This window comes from Anaerotignum faecicola (genome assembly GCA_024460105.1).
GTDB lineage: Bacteria > Bacillota > Clostridia > Lachnospirales > Anaerotignaceae > JANFXS01.
In genome coordinates this window covers 403,616-421,068 of sequence record JANFXS010000003.1, presented here as the reverse complement: position 1 = coordinate 421,068, position 17,453 = coordinate 403,616, and the positions used below count along the sequence as shown (strand labels likewise).

19 protein-coding genes are annotated in these 17,453 nt (G+C 39.2%); 15 read left to right on the top strand and 4 right to left on the bottom strand.

Annotated features, from left to right (window positions below; all coding sequences use genetic code 11):
• The first annotated feature begins 97 nt into the window (after positions 1-97).
• Positions 98-241: a hypothetical protein gene (locus tag NE664_06915; GenBank protein MCQ4726394.1), complete on the top strand. Its 144-nt coding sequence runs from the start codon at positions 98-100 to the stop codon at positions 239-241.
• Positions 242-295: 54 nt separating this feature from the next.
• Here NE664_06915 and NE664_06910 read toward each other — a convergent pair whose 3' ends face one another.
• Positions 296-496 (bottom strand): 50S ribosomal protein L28, encoded by a 201-nt coding sequence (locus NE664_06910; protein MCQ4726393.1) that lies wholly within the window; start codon positions 494-496, stop codon positions 296-298.
• Between the two features lie 269 nt (positions 497-765).
• Between NE664_06910 and NE664_06905 the strand changes: the two genes are divergently transcribed.
• The 6 genes from NE664_06905 to NE664_06880 all read left to right on the top strand — a co-directional run bounded on the left by NE664_06905 (position 766) and on the right by NE664_06880 (position 6,808).
• Positions 766-1,122, top strand: coding sequence for an Asp23/Gls24 family envelope stress response protein (locus NE664_06905; protein MCQ4726392.1), 357 nt, complete (start codon positions 766-768; stop codon positions 1,120-1,122).
• 12 nt (positions 1,123-1,134) lie between these two features.
• On the top strand, positions 1,135-2,796 hold the full coding sequence (locus NE664_06900) for a DAK2 domain-containing protein (protein MCQ4726391.1): 1,662 nt from the start codon (positions 1,135-1,137) through the stop codon (positions 2,794-2,796).
• Positions 2,797-3,078: 282 nt separating this feature from the next.
• Positions 3,079-5,130 carry an ATP-dependent DNA helicase RecG gene (recG, locus tag NE664_06895; protein ID MCQ4726390.1) on the top strand — a complete coding sequence of 684 codons (2,052 nt, stop codon included), beginning with the start codon at positions 3,079-3,081 and terminating at the stop codon, positions 5,128-5,130.
• A gap of 120 nt (positions 5,131-5,250) precedes the next feature.
• Complete coding sequence (gene rsmD / locus NE664_06890; GenBank protein ID MCQ4726389.1) at positions 5,251-5,802, top strand: 16S rRNA (guanine(966)-N(2))-methyltransferase RsmD; 552 nt, start codon at positions 5,251-5,253, stop codon at positions 5,800-5,802.
• 3 nt (positions 5,803-5,805) lie between these two features.
• On the top strand, positions 5,806-6,288 hold the full coding sequence (coaD, locus tag NE664_06885; GenBank protein ID MCQ4726388.1) for a pantetheine-phosphate adenylyltransferase: 483 nt from the start codon (positions 5,806-5,808) through the stop codon (positions 6,286-6,288).
• Positions 6,289-6,298: 10 nt separating this feature from the next.
• Positions 6,299-6,808: an ATPase gene (locus tag NE664_06880; GenBank protein ID MCQ4726387.1), complete on the top strand. Its 510-nt coding sequence runs from the start codon at positions 6,299-6,301 to the stop codon at positions 6,806-6,808.
• A gap of 382 nt (positions 6,809-7,190) precedes the next feature.
• Here NE664_06880 and NE664_06875 read toward each other — a convergent pair whose 3' ends face one another.
• Entirely contained in the window at positions 7,191-8,135 is a 945-nt protein-coding gene (locus tag NE664_06875; protein MCQ4726386.1) for a hypothetical protein, read from the bottom strand.
• A gap of 49 nt (positions 8,136-8,184) precedes the next feature.
• A complete protein-coding gene (locus tag NE664_06870; GenBank protein MCQ4726385.1) occupies positions 8,185-9,408 on the bottom strand; it encodes a nucleotidyltransferase in 1,224 nt (407 codons plus the stop codon).
• Between the two features lie 194 nt (positions 9,409-9,602).
• On the opposite strand from NE664_06870, the gene pta reads away from it, so the two are divergent.
• The 8 genes from pta to NE664_06830 all read left to right on the top strand — a co-directional run bounded on the left by pta (position 9,603) and on the right by NE664_06830 (position 15,572).
• Entirely contained in the window at positions 9,603-10,598 is a 996-nt protein-coding gene (gene pta, locus NE664_06865; GenBank protein ID MCQ4726384.1) for a phosphate acetyltransferase, read from the top strand.
• A 35-nt stretch (positions 10,599-10,633) separates the two neighbouring features.
• The gene (locus NE664_06860; protein MCQ4726383.1) at positions 10,634-11,827 is read left to right on the top strand and encodes an acetate kinase; all 1,194 of its coding nucleotides are present in this window, start codon (positions 10,634-10,636) and stop codon (positions 11,825-11,827) included.
• Between the two features lie 82 nt (positions 11,828-11,909).
• Complete coding sequence (locus NE664_06855) at positions 11,910-12,413, top strand: DUF177 domain-containing protein (GenBank protein ID MCQ4726382.1); 504 nt, start codon at positions 11,910-11,912, stop codon at positions 12,411-12,413.
• Between the two features lie 2 nt (positions 12,414-12,415).
• Positions 12,416-12,595, top strand: coding sequence for a 50S ribosomal protein L32 (gene rpmF, locus NE664_06850; GenBank protein ID MCQ4726381.1), 180 nt, complete (start codon positions 12,416-12,418; stop codon positions 12,593-12,595).
• A gap of 95 nt (positions 12,596-12,690) precedes the next feature.
• The gene (plsX, locus tag NE664_06845) at positions 12,691-13,680 is read left to right on the top strand and encodes a phosphate acyltransferase PlsX (protein ID MCQ4726380.1); all 990 of its coding nucleotides are present in this window, start codon (positions 12,691-12,693) and stop codon (positions 13,678-13,680) included.
• Positions 13,681-13,724: 44 nt separating this feature from the next.
• Positions 13,725-13,952 carry an acyl carrier protein gene (gene acpP, locus NE664_06840; protein MCQ4726379.1) on the top strand — a complete coding sequence of 76 codons (228 nt, stop codon included), beginning with the start codon at positions 13,725-13,727 and terminating at the stop codon, positions 13,950-13,952.
• A complete protein-coding gene (rnc, locus tag NE664_06835; protein ID MCQ4726378.1) occupies positions 13,930-14,649 on the top strand; it encodes a ribonuclease III in 720 nt (239 codons plus the stop codon). Before acpP ends, rnc begins: the two co-directional genes overlap by 23 nt.
• A gap of 29 nt (positions 14,650-14,678) precedes the next feature.
• Positions 14,679-15,572 (top strand): dihydrodipicolinate synthase family protein, encoded by an 894-nt coding sequence (locus NE664_06830; protein MCQ4726377.1) that lies wholly within the window; start codon positions 14,679-14,681, stop codon positions 15,570-15,572.
• Between the two features lie 270 nt (positions 15,573-15,842).
• Here NE664_06830 and NE664_06825 read toward each other — a convergent pair whose 3' ends face one another.
• Positions 15,843-17,270, bottom strand: a complete 1,428-nt coding sequence (locus NE664_06825) for a sigma 54-interacting transcriptional regulator (GenBank protein ID MCQ4726376.1) — start codon at positions 17,268-17,270, stop codon at positions 15,843-15,845.
• Positions 17,271-17,453 lie beyond the last annotated feature (183 nt).

The window sequence follows — 17,453 nt, the reverse complement described above, 5'->3', positions numbered from 1 at the left end:
GTTTTATATTTGATAAAGCATACTTTTTTAGTATCTAAATGGGACGGTATGAATAGTATAATAATATAATCCGTGAAATAAAAAAGGGGTATGGAGCATGCAAAAAAAGCTGTTGGGCGTGATACTTTCATCTATGGGAATAGGTATGCTTATGGTTATTTTCCTGCCGTGGTGGGGGTTTGCGGCGGCGACGGTAATGGTAATTGCAGGAGGGCTTCTGATATTCGGAAAATGGTGCTGATCGCAACGGGAAAATAAAAAACTCTCAACAAAAAATGTTGAGAGTTTGTTTTATTTAGATGGCGCGAGTAACTTTACCTGAACGCATACATCTTGTGCAAATGTAAATTGATCTAACAGTACCGTTATCGTTGATTTTGATTTTTTTAACATTAGGTTTCCAAGTTTTATTAGCACGCCTGCTGACCTGGCTACGGTTAATGCTGATTCTATGTCCTGTCTGCTGATTTTTTTCACAAATTTCACATTTTGCCATTACTTTGCACCTCCTTAAACATCTATCCATGACACAACAAAAGTATTCTATCAGAAATAATCCTATAATGCAAGCAAAATAATATAAAAAAGGAACTTTTTTATGATAATTTTTTAAAATGCCTTTTGAATACATTAATATAATGGTATAATATTTTATGAAAAGAAGCGGTTTATTTCCGACGGAAATATCTGCATAAAGTTTCGCTAGGAGTTTTATAAGATTTATGATATAATTCAGGCATACTAAGCTTATAGGAGGAAATGCATATGTCAGCTAAAATTGAAAACGATTTAGGTGTTATAACTATAGATAACGAAGTTATTGCAAGGATAGCCGGTATAACCGCAATGGAATGTTACGGCATTGTCGGCATGGCTGCAAAAAACGTAAAAGACGGCTTTTTTCAGCTTCTTAAAGTTGAAAGCCTTACAAAAGGCATCAAAGTTATTGTAGATGAAAACAAAATTTCTATTGATTTCCATATTATTGTTGAGTATGGAACTAATATTTCCGCTATAGCCGATAATATAATAAGCACCGTTAAATATAAAATTGAACAGACGCTTGAGCTTGAGGTTGAAAAAATAAATATTTTCGTCGAAGGCGTCAGAGTTGATAACTAAGGAGGAACTACAGTGGATTTAAACAGCATAAACGGCCTTTTGCTTAAAAAAATGATTATAGCGGGCGCTAATGAGCTTAACGATAATAAGCAGCTTGTAGATTCATTAAATGTTTTTCCTGTTCCGGACGGCGATACGGGAACTAATATGTCGCTTACGGCGCTGGCGGCGGCTAAGGAATGTGAAAAAATAAATTCGCTTAGTATCTCGGAGGTAAGCAAGGCGGCTGCAAATGGATCGCTGAGGGGGGCAAGAGGAAATTCCGGAGTTATTTTAAGCCAGCTTTTCAGAGGATTTTCAAAAGGGCTCGAAGGGCTTGAGGAAGCGGGCGTTATGGAACTTTCAAGCGCGCTTAAAAAAGGCGTTGCGACAGCTTATAAAGCCGTTATGAAGCCCAAAGAAGGAACTATCTTAACTGTGGCGAGAGCTCTTTCCGACAGCGGTGAAAAAAACGCTGTTGAAACTGACGACATTGAAATGTTTATTGAAAATATTATTAAAGACGGAAACGAAATGCTTAACAAAACAACGGACATGCTTCCGGCGCTTAAATCAGCTGGTGTGGTTGACGCAGGCGGCAAGGGGCTCTTGCTTATACTTATCGGGGCGTTTAAAAGTATAAATAAAACGGGCGAAATTATTTTAAAAGACGCGGAAGGAACAAAGCCTCCCGATTTTTCAGCGCTTGTTTCAGTTGAAAACAACGATATAACGTTTGGATATTGCACAGAGTTTTTTATATTGAAAAAGAATGTGCATGATGATATTGTAAACAGCTTGAAATCATATTTAACTTCCATAGGAGATTCGCTTGTGGTTGTTGCCGACGACGATTTGGTTAAAGTCCATGTTCATACGGATCATCCCGGAAAAGCAATTGAAAAAGCTCTTGAAATAGGGCCTCTTAACGGGCTGAAAATTGACAATATGCGTATCCAGCACACTAATAAGATCGATTTTGCAAATAAAATTGAAAACAGCCGAATTCCCGAGGGACCGGCCGTTGCTGAATCCAAAGAAACGGGATTTATTTCCATTTCTATGGGCGGCGGAATTTCTGAGATATTTAAAAATCTCGGAGTTGATGAAGTGATAGAAGGCGGCCAAACCATGAACCCGAGTACGGAAGACATTTTAACCGCAATCGGAAAAGTGAACGCCGAAAATATATTTATACTTCCTAATAACAAAAATATTATACTTGCGGCGGAGCAGGCTGCAAAGCTTACAAAAGATAAAAATATAATGGTCGTACACTCTAAAACAGTGCCCGAGGGCATTGCGGCAATGATTAACTATGATTCCGCCGTGAAAGCCGAGGACTGCCTTGCCGCTATGGAGGAAAGCATTTCTCTTGTTAAAACATGTTCCGTTACCTATGCGGTAAGGGACACGGAAATTGACGGCGTTGAGATAAAAGAAGGCGATATATTAGGAATGATAGGCGGGAATATAGAAGTTGTGTCAAAGGACATACCCCAAGGAGCCGCCGAAGTTGTAAGAAAAGCTGTCGACGATGACAGCGAAGTAATAAGCATATATTACGGAAGCGATGTAACCGAAAGCGATGCAAGGAAATTGGCTGATGAGATTGAAGAAAATTTCCCGGAATGTGAAGTTGAAATTCATAACGGAGGCCAGCCGCTTTATTATTATATAATTTCAGTTGAATAACAATCTGCCTGAAAATATTATATAAGGCTTTTTCTAAGGCATGCGGTCTGCAATATTTCATTGGCTTTTGGCATACGCTAAGGTTCCATGGGTAAACGGTCAAGCAGTTTTAAGAAGGCATTTTACAGAGTGGTATTTATTGGCGGGCTTTTAGCTGTGAACTGAAATTTATTAGTTTAACCCCGGTTTCCTATTTCGGTTTTTCAAATGGGAACCGGGGATTTTTACGGCAAGGTGTAAAAATATTTGTATATTTTTGTTTATAGGATTGAGGAGAAATGTATGTACTTAGATGATTCCGTTGAGGAAATTCATAATATAGGCAAACAAAGGCTCAGATACCTTAATAATATGGGCATATATACTGTAAAGGATTTAATAGAATATTTCCCGAGGGATTACGATGACAGAAGCAGTATAAAAAGCATACCGGAATTAATAAAGGACGAAATCAATACGTTTATCGGGGAAGTTGCGGAAGACGCGCAAAGCGTACGGTTTAAAAATATGGCGGTGACAAAGGCAAAAATATTTGACGGCTTTGGAGAAATAACAGCCGTTTGGTACAATCAGCCTTATTTAAAAAACACGTTCAAAAAAGGCAGGAGATTTATATTTACCGGGAAATATCAGGTGAAGTACGGCAGGCGGGAAATAGTTTCGCCTGAATATGAGTCGGCAGAAAAAGAACATATGCTTGAAGGCGGGAGAATTACGCCTGTATATACGGTTTCAAGGGGAATAAGCCAGAAAGTATTGAGGGGGCTTATATACGATACTCTTGAAAAAACGAAAAACCAGCTTGTCGATATAATTCCAAAGCATGTTAGGATGGAAAATAAGCTGTGCGACAGAAATTTTGCCGTTTTTAATATACATTTCCCTGAAAATGACGAAAGCTTTTTCATTGCAAGGCGCCGCCTTGTATTTGAAGAACTTTTTGTTTTGCAGACTGCCCTGCTTAAAATGAAAACGAATGTTACGGAAGGGAAAAAAGGATTTATAATTAAAAATGACAAAGCGGAAAAAGAAATATTGTCACAGCTTGGATTTAAGCTAACGAAGGCTCAGCAAAGAGTTATAGGCGAAATAAAAAAGGACTTTGAAAACGGCAAAGTGATGAACAGGCTTGTGCAGGGCGACGTAGGAAGCGGAAAAACGGCCGTTGCTATGATTGCTTCTTATATTGCCGTAAAGGAAGGATACCAAGCCGCGCTTATGGCGCCTACAGAAGTTTTGGCCAAGCAGCACTACGAAGGATTTAAGGAAGTTTTTGAAAAACTCGGAATTAACGTTGTTTTCCTCAGCGGTTCCATGAAGAAAAGAGAGAAGGCGGAGACTGCCGAATTTATAAGGAACGGGACGGCGCAAATGGTTATAGGCACGCATGCGGTTATACAGCAGAAAATAGAGTTTAAAAAATTGGCTGTTGTTATAACCGATGAACAGCACCGTTTCGGCGTTAATCAACGTATAAGCCTTTCACAAAAGGGCGACAGCCCGCATGTGCTTGTTATGACTGCAACTCCGATTCCCCGCACGCTTGCCTTGATACTTTACGGCGATTTGGATATTTCGGTTATTGACGAACTGCCTCCCGGAAGACAGAAAATAGATACGAGGGCGGTTAATTCATCTTATCATGAAAGGATATATAATTTTATAAAAAAACAAATAGATAAAGGAAGGCAGGCATATATAGTATGCCCGTCTATTGAAGAAAGCGAAAAAAGGGAAACGGAAAATGTTCTTGACACGGCTGAAAAACTTTCAGAAGGCCCTTTTGCAGGCTATAATGTATCGGCGCTGCATGGCAAAATGAAAAATGAAGAGAAACAGGAAGTGATGGAGAAATTTGTTGCCGGCGAGATAGATATACTTGTGAGCACTACTGTAATTGAGGTTGGCGTCAATGTTCCCAATTCAACAATAATGGTAATAGAAAATGCGGAAATGTTCGGCCTTTCCCAGCTGCACCAGCTTAGGGGAAGGGTAGGCAGGGGAAGCGAGCAGAGTTACTGCATACTTGTTACCGACAGCAAAAATAAAGTTACAATTGAGCGCATGAGCACTATGCAGAGAACAAACGATGGTTTTGAAATTTCCGAAAAGGATCTGAAGCTGAGAGGGCCGGGTGAGTTTTTCGGGACGAAACAGCATGGAATACCGATGCTTAAAATAGCGAATCTTTACAAAGACATGAATATACTCAAGGAAGCCCAGAATGCCGCATTGGAGATTATAAGGAAAGACAGGGAACTTGAGACGGAAGAGAATATTTTTCTTAAAAATGAAACTTCTAAAATATTCATGGATAGGGAAATCGGCATATAAATATTTACTATTTTCTTACGGTATTAACACAGGTAAAAAGTTTATATTGTTTTTTATATGCCGTTTTGCTATAATTAAAGGCACATGTACATATATTTTTATTGATTTTTGGAGGGCTTTATGCGAGTTATTTCAGGCAGGGCGAAAGGTCATAAGCTTGCCGCCCCCGAAGGGCTTGAAACAAGGCCCACAACCGACAGGATTAAAGAAACCCTTTTTAATATAATTTCACAGGAAATTTACGGTTCTGTTTTCCTCGATTTATTCAGCGGCTCCGGAGCTATAGGGATTGAGGCGTTAAGCCGGGGGGCGCAGTCCGCATATTTTGTAGACAGCGCAAGCAAGCCGTATGATGTTATCGAGGCGAATTTAAGGCATACGAAACTTAAGGATTTGGCTGTTGTTTATAAAACAGATGTTTTTGCCGCTTTGAAGGATATGGCTTCAAAAAGTTTAAAATTCGATATTATTTTTATGGACCCGCCTTATGCAGCGGGGATATACGGCGCGGTATTTAAGGAGATTGTTTCGCTTTCGCTTTTAAATGAAAACGGTATTATAATAGCGGAACATTCTGCAAAAGATGAAATTCCTGAAGTTGCCGGTTTAAAGGTATACAGAACAAAGAACTTTAAAACGACTATTATGTCTTTTTTGACATTGGAGGATTAAAAGATGTTAAAGGCTATTTATCCGGGGAGTTTTGACCCTGTTACAAATGGGCATTTAGATATTATCACAAGGGCGTCAAAACTTGTGGACTGCCTTGTTGTAGGCATTTTGGAAAATCCGAATAAAAAAAATTCCCTTTTTACGGTTGACGAACGTATTGAGCATTTAAAGCTTGTTACTGGGGAACTTGAAAATGTTGAAGTTGCTTCTTTTAAAGGGCTTTTAGTTGATTTTGCTGAAAAAATTGACGCGAAAGTTGTTATCAGGGGGCTTAGGGCGGTTACTGATTTTGAAAATGAATTTCAGATGGCCCTTATAAACAGAAGTCTCCATAACGATATTGAAACGTTTTTTATTTCTACAAGTGTCAATTACCTTTATTTAAGTTCGAGTACAGTTAAGGAAGTCGCTATGTTTGGCGGGAATATAAAAGGAATGGTACCGCCGGAAATTGAAAAAATTGTTCTTGAAAAATACAGGAAATGAGGGAATACATATGGATGCCGTGATGAGATTGTTGGAAGAATTGGAAGACATACTTGACAACAGCAGGGGTGTGCCTTTTTCTAATAAGGTTGCCGTTGATAAAGAAGAATTATACGATATTGTTTCAGAGCTGAGGGACTGCCTTCCTAATGATATTAAACAGAGTAAGATTATAGTTCAGGAGAGAAATAAGATTATAATTGAGGCGCAGAAGGAAGCCGAGGGAATTGCGAAAGAGGCGGAAGATAAAATGCGCCGTCTTATAGATGAGCATGAAATAACAAAAGCGGCTTATGCCCAAAGTACGGAAATAGTAGAAAACGCAAAAAAACAGGCGAAGGAAATGCGCATTGGGGCAACGGAATACGCCGATGAAATACTTGCGGCCGCAAACGAGAAGCTCCGTGAAATGCGCGAACGCATGAGGGAGGAAAGCATTAAGCTTGACGAATTTTTCGGACAAAGCATGGAAGTTATATATGAAAACAGACAGGAATTAAGGGGTATTAATAAAAAATAGGATAAAAAGGCGATAGGGATTTAATCTATCTGCCTTTTTATTTTGCCTTTTTATGTTTATTTATATTAGAAATTATATAATTTTAAGACATGGTTTAGCTTCGGTTTACAGGGCATACACACCATGCAAGAAAAAATTTTACGCATTTCCGTTCTGCATGCGTTTGCCGTAGGGTCCGCGGAGCCGGAACGTATGCGCCTTGAACCGCAAAAAATTTTCCTCTTGTGAGTTCGGAAAGTTTTAACGAATGTCAGCGTCGTAAGAGCAAGATAAAGGCGCGCTGGCGCCGCAGCTCCTACGGCAAGCGGCTTTAACCCAGATATTACGCCGCTGACGCCAGTTAAAACCTTGTGTGTTCTTGTAAGCTGAAGCTGAGAATAGGCTAAAAAAATATTACGACTGCCATTATAATTGCGGCTGTAAATGCTTTAAAAATTTGAGACAATATAAAAAGCGTTTTGTTTATAGGTATTTCTCCTGTGAATCCGGCAATTTGAAGCTGTATTGCAAGTCCGCCGAAACTTAGGAAAAAAGTTGATAAAATTGCTTTTTCGTATGTATACATGTCTGTAAGGCATACGGCGTTAATTCCGTTTGTCATTTCCAAAAGCCCGGATATTATAAGGGATATATTACGGCCGAACGGCGTGAGAAATCCGGTTTCTTTAAGTATGGAATTTATAATGCCGAAAAGTATTATGTATCCGCCTATAAGTATAAGAATATGGGCGGCGGTATATATGCTGTCGCTTATAACGGTTCCGATTGATTTTGCAGAACTTTGGCGCGGCTTGTTCATAAAAGCTGTATTTGATATTTTATGGGGGTATATATGCGAAAATATAATTCCTGTTATTATGCTCGACAAAACAGTTGAAAACAGCATTATATACCCTGTGCGGCGGCTTCCCATTAAAGAAACTCCTACTGTCGCCGTTATAAATATAGGTCCGGGGTTATTGCAAAACGACATTATACATTGTGCCTCTTCCTTTGTAATTAATTTTTTGGCGTATAAATCAGCCGTAATTTTAGCACCAGTGGGATACCCGGCCAAGAGCCCCATGATAAGCGGAAAAGCGCCGCATCCATTTACCTTGAAAATAACGCGCACCAAAAAATCGAGCTTTTTGCCTAAATATTCGGCAAATCCCGTTTCGCCGAGCATTGAGATGCCCATGGCAAACGGGAACAGCGTTGGAAAAACGCCTTTATACCAAAGTATAAGACTGTTTGATACGGATGAAATCAAAACAGACGGATACAGTGCAAAAAATGCAAATGATATTAATATGATTATTGATAAAAATGTTTTTCTTAAAGCCAATGGATTACACCGCCATAGTTTGTTTAAAACAGTATATGCTTAACCGCCGTTAAACAATTACTATGGGTTTTGTGTATTCAAGGCCGATATTTCTCATACGGCTGTTGGGTGCGGCCATAGAGTATATATCCGTAAATATTCGCTCGGCGTTTAGAAGCCTGAGGGCGTCCGGGCCGAGATGTTTTTCGGATTTTTTAATATTTATTATAACGGGAACTTTAGAATTTTCCGTAATATGTTTAAGGATGTAAGCTTTGTCTTTTCTAAAGCCCAGTATCCGTATATACGGGGAATGAACCCCTTTTTTATAAAAATTGACGTCGTCTTCGTTTATATTAAGCAGTATGTGGAGAAGCGCCCTTTGTATGGAGGTTTGGGCATATCTTTTTGATTTGATTAATGCAGACGCTTCCTCTATACTGCCGCTTAGTTCAAAAGCTTTTATAATCCTGTTTTCAAGGCCTTCCGTTATGCCCGAAATTTTGGAAAGCTTTTCAGGAGCAGACGTTCTCAAAATATATAAAAGGCTTTGAAAAAAATTGTTGAAGTATATAGGTGCGGATCCATTTGATATACATTGGGAAAGGGTTTCATATACGTTTTCTGGGATCGACGACGATATTGTTTTGAATTTTCCTTCTGAAATGGCTTTCCTTATTGCAGTTGCGGAAGCGTTTTCGGCAATATTCAAAGAATTGTACCCTTCGCCCAAACGGCTCACGGTTAGCGGCAGGATAGGGGAGTTGAGCTTATTTATCGCTTTTAGATATTCTACGGCAAGTATATTGTTGGGATACGCCATGAATGAAAAATCGTTTCCGTATGTTTCTTCCATAGCGGCCTGCCTTGCCGAAGCAAAAGAAAGACCTTTCAAAAGATGTTTTTTTATATTTTCAGAAAATGCGCCGGTTTCATTAGTAAGTATGGAAGCCGCCTTTTTTATGTCGGAAATGTTGCCGCTTTCGCTTCCGAACGATATATATTTAATGATACCCGTATCGTTAAGAAGCCTAACGGACGCATAGGCAAATGTTTCCGCTGTCGCCGTTGAAAATATGGTCGGAAGTTCTATAACAAGGCCGGCTCCGTTTAAAAGAGCCCATTTTGCGCGAAGCCATTTGTCGGCTATGGAAGGTTCTCCGCGCTGTACAAAATTTCCGCTCATAACCACAACAATATCGTCAGTGCCGGCAAGTTCTTTTGTTTTTTCTATGTGGTATTTATGGCCGTTGTGAAACGGGTTGTATTCGGATATTATTCCGGAAATTTTCATTTTTTCCTCCTGTGTGCATTTATTCAGAATAATTATATCAGCAAAAAGGAAAAATAAACATAAAAATTTTGTAAAAGTATTGTACAAAAAACGTCGATTGTATATAATTAGAAATAGTGTTTTATTTTTAATACATTAAGGTATATATCAGTTTATGTACATCAAATATTAATAAAATTTTAGGAGGTTTTAAAATGGATTTTTTAAAACAAATGAAAGAAAAGGCTAAAAAAGAACTTCAGACAATCGTTCTGCCGGAGTCCTATGAAGAAAGGAATATAAAAGCGGCTGCGGCTGTTTTGGAAGAAGGCCTTGCAAACATCGTGCTTATAGGAAAGAAAGATGAAATTATTGAAAAAGCAGGCGGCCTTGATATTGAAAAGGCGATATTTATAGATCCTGAAAACTATGACAGGATGGACGAATTTGTTTCGGAATTTTGCGAGATAAGAAAAAGCAAAGGCGTAACTCCTGAACAGGCGCTTAAAACGCTTATGGATCCTATGGCATTTGGCGTTATGCTTGTAAAAATGGGCGTTGCAGACGGCATGGTGTCGGGCGCCGTTCATTCAACTGCCGATACTTTAAGGCCGGCGCTCCAGATACTTAAAACAAAACCGGGAACAGAGCTTGTATCTTCATTCTTTATTATGGTGTGCAAAGATACAACATACGGCGACGACGGCGTACTTCTTTTTGCCGACTGCGCTTTGAACCAGAATCCAAACCCGGCTGAACTTGCATGTATAGCGGTTGATTCCGCAAAGAGCTATGAAGCGTTTGTAGGAGGAGAACCGAGGGTTGCAATGTTAAGCCATTCTTCAAAAGGAAGCGCAAAACATCCGGATGTTGATAAAGTAGTTGAAGCAACAAAAATTGCAAAAGAAAAAGCTCCTGAAATTAAACTTGACGGGGAACTTCAGCTTGACAGCGCTATTGTGGAAAAAGTCGGCGCTCAGAAAGCTCCGGGAAGCCCGGTTGCAGGAAAAGCAAACTGCCTTATATTCCCTGACATTGACGCGGGCAATATCGGCTATAAACTTGTACAAAGATTTGCAGGAGCGGAAGCTTACGGACCTGTTCTTCAGGGAATCGCAAAGCCGGTTAACGACCTTTCGAGAGGATGCTCGGCTGAGGATATTGTAGCTGTTGTCGCAATGACAGCCGTACAGGCGCAGATTAGTAAATAATAAGTATTTTTTGAGATAGAAGGGGAGAATAATAAATGAATATATTAGTATTAAACTGTGGGAGTTCATCATTAAAATACCAGCTTATTGACGGCGATACGGAAAAAGTGCTTGCAAAAGGTCTTTGCGAAAGGATTGGAATTGACGGCAGACTTAAACATGAAGTTCCGGGAAAAGATAAATTTGTATCTGACGAGCCTCTTGCCGACCACACTGTGGCAGTTCAGGCCGTAATCGACGCGCTTTTAGATCCCGACCATGGCGTTATAAAGACTGTAAGCGAGATTAACGCAATAGGACACCGTGTGGTGCATGGCGGCGAATATTTCGCAAATTCTGTTATTATAAACGATGAGGTTAAAAAAGCGCTTGAAATATGCTCGGATCTTGCGCCTCTCCATAACCCTGCCAACCTTATAGGCATTGCGGCATGTGAGAAGCTTATGCCGGGAGTTCCTCAGGTCGGCGTTTTCGACACTGCTTTCCACCAGACGATGCCTGAAAAAGCATACCTTTATGCTATACCTTATAAATACTATGAAAAATATAAAATCAGGAAATATGGTTTCCATGGAACGAGCCACAAGTTTGTTTCACAGGAATGTGCTAAGATGATGAATATTCCTATTGAAGAACTTAAGATTATTACATGCCACCTTGGAAACGGCGGTTCAATCTGTGCCGTAAGAAACGGCGTTTCGGTTGACACTTCAATGGGATTTACGCCGCTTGACGGTATTGCAATGGGTACAAGAAGCGGAAGCGTTGACCCTGCCGCTGTGCTTTACTTAATGCAGAAAGAAAACCTCTCGCCTTCCGAAATGGACAGGATACTTAACAAAGAAAGCGGCGTGCTCGGTATTTCAGGCGTTTCAAGCGATTTCAGGGACATAGAGGAAGCTGAAAGCAGCGGTAATGCAAGGGCTGCTACTGCACTTGACACATTTGCTTACAGGGTTGCAAAAACAATCGGCGAATATGTTGCCGTTATGAAAGGCGTTGACGCTATTGTATTTACGGCGGGCCTTGGTGAAAACAGCGGCGCGACACGCCAGATAATCTGCGATTACCTCAGGTATCTCGGAATTACGCTTGACAGCTATAAAAACAGCCTCAGGGGAGAAGCTATCGAAATCACGACAAAACAGTCAAGGGTTCCTGTTTTTGTTATTCCTACTAATGAAGAACTTGTTATTGCAAGAGATACAAGGGATCTTGTATGTAAATAATTTAAGGTTTCGATAAAGAAATAGTTGACGAATTTACTTGATATATGTATAATACTATAGGTATGACTGTGGGAGTGATTAAATGGTAATTAATATTTCGGAAATATTAAAACAAAACGGCGCAAGCCTGTGCTTTAATATTGAAAAAAATATTTTGAATACAAATAGCTTCCGCGGAATTAATAAGTTTCTGTCGCCTGTAAAGGTTGAAGGAACGGTTACTAATCTTGACGGCGTTTTTAATGTTTTGGCCGACGGTTCAGCAGAGGTTGAATCCGCTTGCGACAGATGCCTTAAACCGGTCAGCTTTAAGCTTGATTTCAAGATTAACGAAAATTTTTCTAATACAGGTAAAGAAAAAGAGGCAGAAACTTTTTCGGGCGACATTATTGATTTGGAAGATGTAGTCAGCCGCGGCATTTTAACCAGCCTCCCGATGAAGGTTGTGTGCAGTGAGGACTGCAAAGGCCTTTGCCCGATTTGCGGCAAGGATTTGAACGACGGCGTCTGCGAATGCAGAACCGACTATATAGACCCTAGATTTGAAAGTTTACGTTCTCTTTTCAAATTGGATGAGGAGGTGTAGAAATGGCTGTACCAAAAGGCAGAGTATCAAAGTCTAAAAGGGATAAAAGGAAAGCCCAGAGCTGGAAAATTGCAACTCCAACATTAGTTGCATGCAGCAAATGCGGCGAGTTAATGATGCCACACAAAGTTTGCAAGGCTTGTGGTTCATATAACAAAAAAGTAGTTTTAGACGTTGAATAATTTATATTTTTTATGGAAAGACAGCATTTGACTGCTGTCTTTTCTGCTATATATCTATATTAATACAATATTTTGCATTTAGGAGGTATTCGTTTATGGAAAATGTTAAAATTGCGGTTGATGCAATGGGCGGTGACAATGCGCCGTTTGAAATTGTAAAGGGCGCTGTGGAGGCTGTTAACGAGTTTGGTTCTAATATTGTTCTTGTCGGCATAGAAAAGACTATAAACGAAGAACTTGCTAAATATAAATATGATAAAAACAAGGTTGAAGTTGTTAACGCCTCAGAGGTTATTTCAACAGACGAAGTTCCGACAAGCGCAATCAGGAAAAAGAAGGATTCGTCAATGGTAGTCGGCCTTAACCTTATTAAAAACGGGCAGGCCGCCGCATTTGTATCGGCCGGAAGCACAGGAGCTCTTTTAACAGGAGCAACCGTTATAATAGGGCGTATTAAAGGTATAGAAAGGCCGGCTCTCGGAACGTGTCTCCCTACGGCAAACGGTTTTACGTTCCTTCTTGACAGCGGCGCAAATGTTGACTGCAAGCCTAATTACCTTGTGCAGTTTGCAAAAATGGCGTCGGTTTATGTTGAAAATGTTATGGGAGTTAAAAATCCCCGTATTGCCGTTGCAAATATAGGGGCGGAAAAAGAAAAGGGAAACGCTCTAGTTAAGGAAACATATGAAATTTTGGAGGAAACCGAAAATATAAACTTTACAGGTAATATTGAGGCAAGGGAAATACCTTTTGGCGGCGCCGATGTTGTCGTATGCGACGGTTTTGTCGGCAACACTATACTTAAACTTTCAGAGGGGTTAAGCCTTGCACTTTTAGGCATTATTAAAAGCGAAATTACGGCGGGGGCTTATAAGTTTGCGGCCATGGCGCTTAAAACGCCTTTCAGGAATATTAAAAAGCGTTTTGATTCCGAAGAAGTTGGCGGAGCCCCGTTTTTGGGCCTCAAATCTCTTGTTGTTAAAGCTCATGGCAGTTCAAAGGCAAAAGGGATAAAAAATGCAATAAAACAATGCGAAATTTTTGTTGAAAATGATATTGTATTAAAAATAGAAGAAAAGCTATAATGTATTGTATAAAAATATTAAAATTTTTTGGAGGTAGTTAAAATATGGATAAGTCACAGGTTATAGCAATCATTGCGGAACAGCTTGGTATATCGGAGTCTGAAATTAATGAGGAAACGGTTTTTGCTGATTTGGGAGCCGACTCGTTGGATTTGTTCCAGATTATTTCTGCTTTGGAAGAGGAATTTAATATTGAATTTGATAATGAAGACGTGGAGAAGATTAAATCTGTAGGCGACGCTGTAGAGTATGTTAAAAACATTGTGGAATAATGCGATGAATAGTACACAGTTACAGGAATTTCAAAAAAGGATTAATTACGGATTTAAAAATCAAAACCTTCTTATGCTGGCTTTTACACATAGTTCATATTCCAACGAGCATAGGCTCGGAAGGCTTGAGTATAATGAACGCTTGGAATTTCTCGGCGATGCGGCGCTGGAATTTATAATCAGCAAATATATATACAAAAGGTTTCCTAATATGCCGGAAGGCGAACTTTCAAAATTAAGGGCAAGCGTAGTATGCGAAGGCTCGCTTGCAAAAAAGGCAAAGGAAATAGGATTTGGTAAACTTCTTTTACTTGGAAAAGGAGAAGAACTAACGGGCGGAAGGGAACGCGCGTCTATACTTGCCGACGCTTTTGAAGCGGTTATTGGGGCGGTATGCTTAGACAGCGGCATAGATGAAGCCGAAAAATATGTGCTTAACTTAATGGGCGGCGTAATTGAAGAACTGAAAGACAGTTTTAGGGATGCCGATTATAAAACAAAGCTTCAGGAAATTTTACAGAAAGAAAGTAAAGAACCGCTTGTTTATTCTATTGTCGGCGAAAACGGTCCGGATCATGTTAAGGAGTTTACAGCCCAGGTTTCGCACTGTGGAAAAACGCTTGGAACGGGAAAGGGCAGGAGCAAAAAAGAAGCGGAACAAAATGCGGCCAACAATGCCTTAAAGAAATTTGACTGAAGATTATTAAGCGGTTAGGGGGATTTTTTATGAAGGCAAGGTATTTAACGCCGGCTGTGACTATTTTTGATGAAAATGGCAAAGTCGATAAAGATGGCAATATTAAGCTTTATGATCACCTTATAAAAGGCGGCATAGACGGCATTGTAATAATGGGAAGCACAGGCGAATTTTTCAACATGGAAATATGTGAAATAAAACGTCTTATTGACATAGCAGCTGAATTTTGCAAAGGCAAAACAAAACTTTACATAGGCACAAGCAGGATGATCGCCGAGGAAACTATAGAGCTTGGAAACTATGCCCTTGATAAGGGAGCCGACGGCGTTATGATTATTTCCCCTTACTATTTCCGGCTTACCGACGACAGTATTGAGAAATACTATGATATAGTTGCCGAAGGAATTAAAGGGAATATATATTTATATAATTATCCTGATATAACGGGGCATGATCTTAAGCCTCAAATTATACTTAACCTTCTAAAAAAACATAAAAATATAGTTGGATGCAAAGACACCATAAGCCTTATATCACACACACGGGAAATTATGAATACGGTTTTGCCGGAATTTCCTGATTTTGAAGTTTACAGCGGATTTGATGAAAATTTTGCTTCGGTTGTTCTGGGAGGGGGGGCCGGCGTTATCGGCGGGCTTTCAAACCTTATGCCGGAACTTTTTGCTGATTTTGTTAAAGCTGTAGGTAATAAAGATTTTGATAAAATGGCCGAATGTCAAAAGATTGTTAATAAAGCAATGAGGATATATACAATAAATTCGCCTTATATACCTGTTATGAAAAGAGCTCTGAATTTAAGAGGTTTAAATATAAGCGAATATGTGACGCCTCCTTTTATCATGCCTGATGAGAACCAGGAGAAAAAACTTGTTGATATTATGAAAGATATTGGTTTGTTGTAACCCTATTGACATAATTTATTTTTATTTCAAACATACATATGGAAAACCCATACTTTCAATTTATTACGAAAGTATGGGTTTTATTATATGATGGAATAACAGCAATTTGTTATTTTCCGGAAATATGAAGATTTTGCATTTTGGAAATTTGACAAAGCTTACAGGAAACTATGAGGCGGCAATCATTTCCTATATGTTTAGTTTGAAGAAAATGCAGAATTTTAATATACCATTTAAAAATAATAGTGGTATAAAAACAGAATAATGTATTTAATTTTCAGTTTCGGATTTATTTTCGACAGTATATTTGGTTATTTTTCTTGATATTGTAGTACGATCGGTTTTAAGCTTTTTTGCAACTGCGGCCGCACTGCCGTATACTTTCATATATTCTTTTATAACTTTGTTTTCGTATTGGTTCATTATTTCTTTTAAAGACATATCTTTTTGAATTTGCGTTTCAAGTGAAATTTCATCTGCCGCGGTTTTAATGCTTATAATTCCCAAAGCCTCAAATGTGTCGCTCAATGTGATTTCGTCGCTGTGGCTTTGTACGATAAGCCGTTCTATTATGTTTCTCAATTCACGGACATTTCCGGGATAATTCATTGAAGAGATATATTGAAGCGCGTCGTAAGATAACTTTTTATTACAATTATACTTTGTATTAAATATATTAACAAAATGTTCGGCTAAGAGAGGAACGTCCTCTTTGCGCTGGCTTAAAGGAGGAACTTTTATTTCTATTACGTTTATTCTGTAATATAAATCTTCTCTGAATTTTTTTTGGGCTATCATGGCTTTAAGCGAAGCGTTTGTCGAGGCTATAAGGCGTACGTTAACATGAATGGTTTTGCTGCCGCCGATTCTCCTGACCTGCTGATCTTGGAGAACGCGCAAAAGCTTTGCTTGTAATGAAATTGGCATTTCTCCTATTTCATCAAGAAGCAGAGTGCCTCCGTCGGCGCTTTCGAAAAGCCCTTTTTTCCCTTTTTTGTCGCTGCCGGTAAAGGCTCCCGGTTCATATCCGAAAAGTTCGCTTTCCAACAGGGACTCCGGTATAGCCGAACAGTTTACTTTTATAAAAGGTTCATCCTTACGCATGCTTTCTTCATGAAGCAAGTTTGCGATTACTTCTTTTCCCGAACCTGTGGGTCCTGTTATAAGGACGGTTGCTTGGGTATTTGCCACTTTTTTAGCCAATTCCACAATATCATGCATTGCGGGGCTTTGGTACACTACACTGCCAAGTCGTCCCAAAGCTTCCTGAAGCTGCTGATATTTATATTCAATCTGTTCTTTGTCTTTTTGGAGTTTTTCTATTGTGTTTTGCGTTTGTACAAGAGTTGTTATGTCAAGCAGATAACTTATGACAAATTTGATATTGCCGTGATTGTCATAAATCGGTTTTGCGCTTACATCATATGATTTTCCGTTGCTGACGACCTGGTGAAGCGTTATCGGACGCTTTTCTTTCAATACTTCGACGGTTGATGAGATAGAGATTAATTTCTGCTCTACAAGGGTTTTCATATATTTGCCAACCCATGTTTCTTTAGGAAGCGATGTAATCCTTGTTTGCGCTTCGTTTACGGCAAGTACAATGCCTTTGCCGTCGGCAATACATATACCGACAAATGGGTTATGTAAAAGCTCGTCGCTTAATTCATACGGAAGATCATAATTGCTTTTGTGCATACTGTACCTCTCTTTCAAAAGTGCATTTTAACAATTTATATGGTTTTGATAAGCATATATAGTAATTATGCAAACTCCAGTTTATTAACCGATACTGCATTGTTATATTGGGGATACATGCAGAATTTTGATTATCTCGTTTAATGATCTTACAATAAAATTTTATCATATAAAAGTGCCTTA

What these genes read in the sequence shown, in the direction of transcription:
- pta (MCQ4726384.1), top strand. Translation starts at nt 9,603, where the DNA reads ATGGATTTTTTAAAACAAATGAAAGAAAAGGCTAAAAAAGAACTTCAG.
- acpP (MCQ4726379.1), top strand. Translation starts at nt 13,725, where the DNA reads ATGGATAAGTCACAGGTTATAGCAATCATTGCGGAACAGCTTGGTATA.
- rnc (MCQ4726378.1), top strand. Translation starts at nt 13,930, where the DNA reads ATGTTAAAAACATTGTGGAATAATGCGATGAATAGTACACAGTTACAG.
- coaD (MCQ4726388.1), top strand. Translation starts at nt 5,806, where the DNA reads ATGTTAAAGGCTATTTATCCGGGGAGTTTTGACCCTGTTACAAATGGG.
- NE664_06855 (MCQ4726382.1), top strand. Translation starts at nt 11,910, where the DNA reads ATGGTAATTAATATTTCGGAAATATTAAAACAAAACGGCGCAAGCCTG.
- recG (MCQ4726390.1), top strand. Translation starts at nt 3,079, where the DNA reads ATGTACTTAGATGATTCCGTTGAGGAAATTCATAATATAGGCAAACAA.
- NE664_06860 (MCQ4726383.1), top strand. Translation starts at nt 10,634, where the DNA reads ATGAATATATTAGTATTAAACTGTGGGAGTTCATCATTAAAATACCAG.
- NE664_06825 (MCQ4726376.1), bottom strand. Translation starts at nt 17,270, where the DNA reads ATGCACAAAAGCAATTATGATCTTCCGTATGAATTAAGCGACGAGCTT.
- NE664_06905 (MCQ4726392.1), top strand. Translation starts at nt 766, where the DNA reads ATGTCAGCTAAAATTGAAAACGATTTAGGTGTTATAACTATAGATAAC.
- NE664_06870 (MCQ4726385.1), bottom strand. Translation starts at nt 9,408, where the DNA reads ATGAAAATTTCCGGAATAATATCCGAATACAACCCGTTTCACAACGGC.
- NE664_06830 (MCQ4726377.1), top strand. Translation starts at nt 14,679, where the DNA reads ATGAAGGCAAGGTATTTAACGCCGGCTGTGACTATTTTTGATGAAAAT.
- rsmD (MCQ4726389.1), top strand. Translation starts at nt 5,251, where the DNA reads ATGCGAGTTATTTCAGGCAGGGCGAAAGGTCATAAGCTTGCCGCCCCC.
- rpmF (MCQ4726381.1), top strand. Translation starts at nt 12,416, where the DNA reads ATGGCTGTACCAAAAGGCAGAGTATCAAAGTCTAAAAGGGATAAAAGG.
- NE664_06910 (MCQ4726393.1), bottom strand. Translation starts at nt 496, where the DNA reads ATGGCAAAATGTGAAATTTGTGAAAAAAATCAGCAGACAGGACATAGA.
- NE664_06915 (MCQ4726394.1), top strand. Translation starts at nt 98, where the DNA reads ATGCAAAAAAAGCTGTTGGGCGTGATACTTTCATCTATGGGAATAGGT.
- NE664_06880 (MCQ4726387.1), top strand. Translation starts at nt 6,299, where the DNA reads ATGGATGCCGTGATGAGATTGTTGGAAGAATTGGAAGACATACTTGAC.
- plsX (MCQ4726380.1), top strand. Translation starts at nt 12,691, where the DNA reads ATGGAAAATGTTAAAATTGCGGTTGATGCAATGGGCGGTGACAATGCG.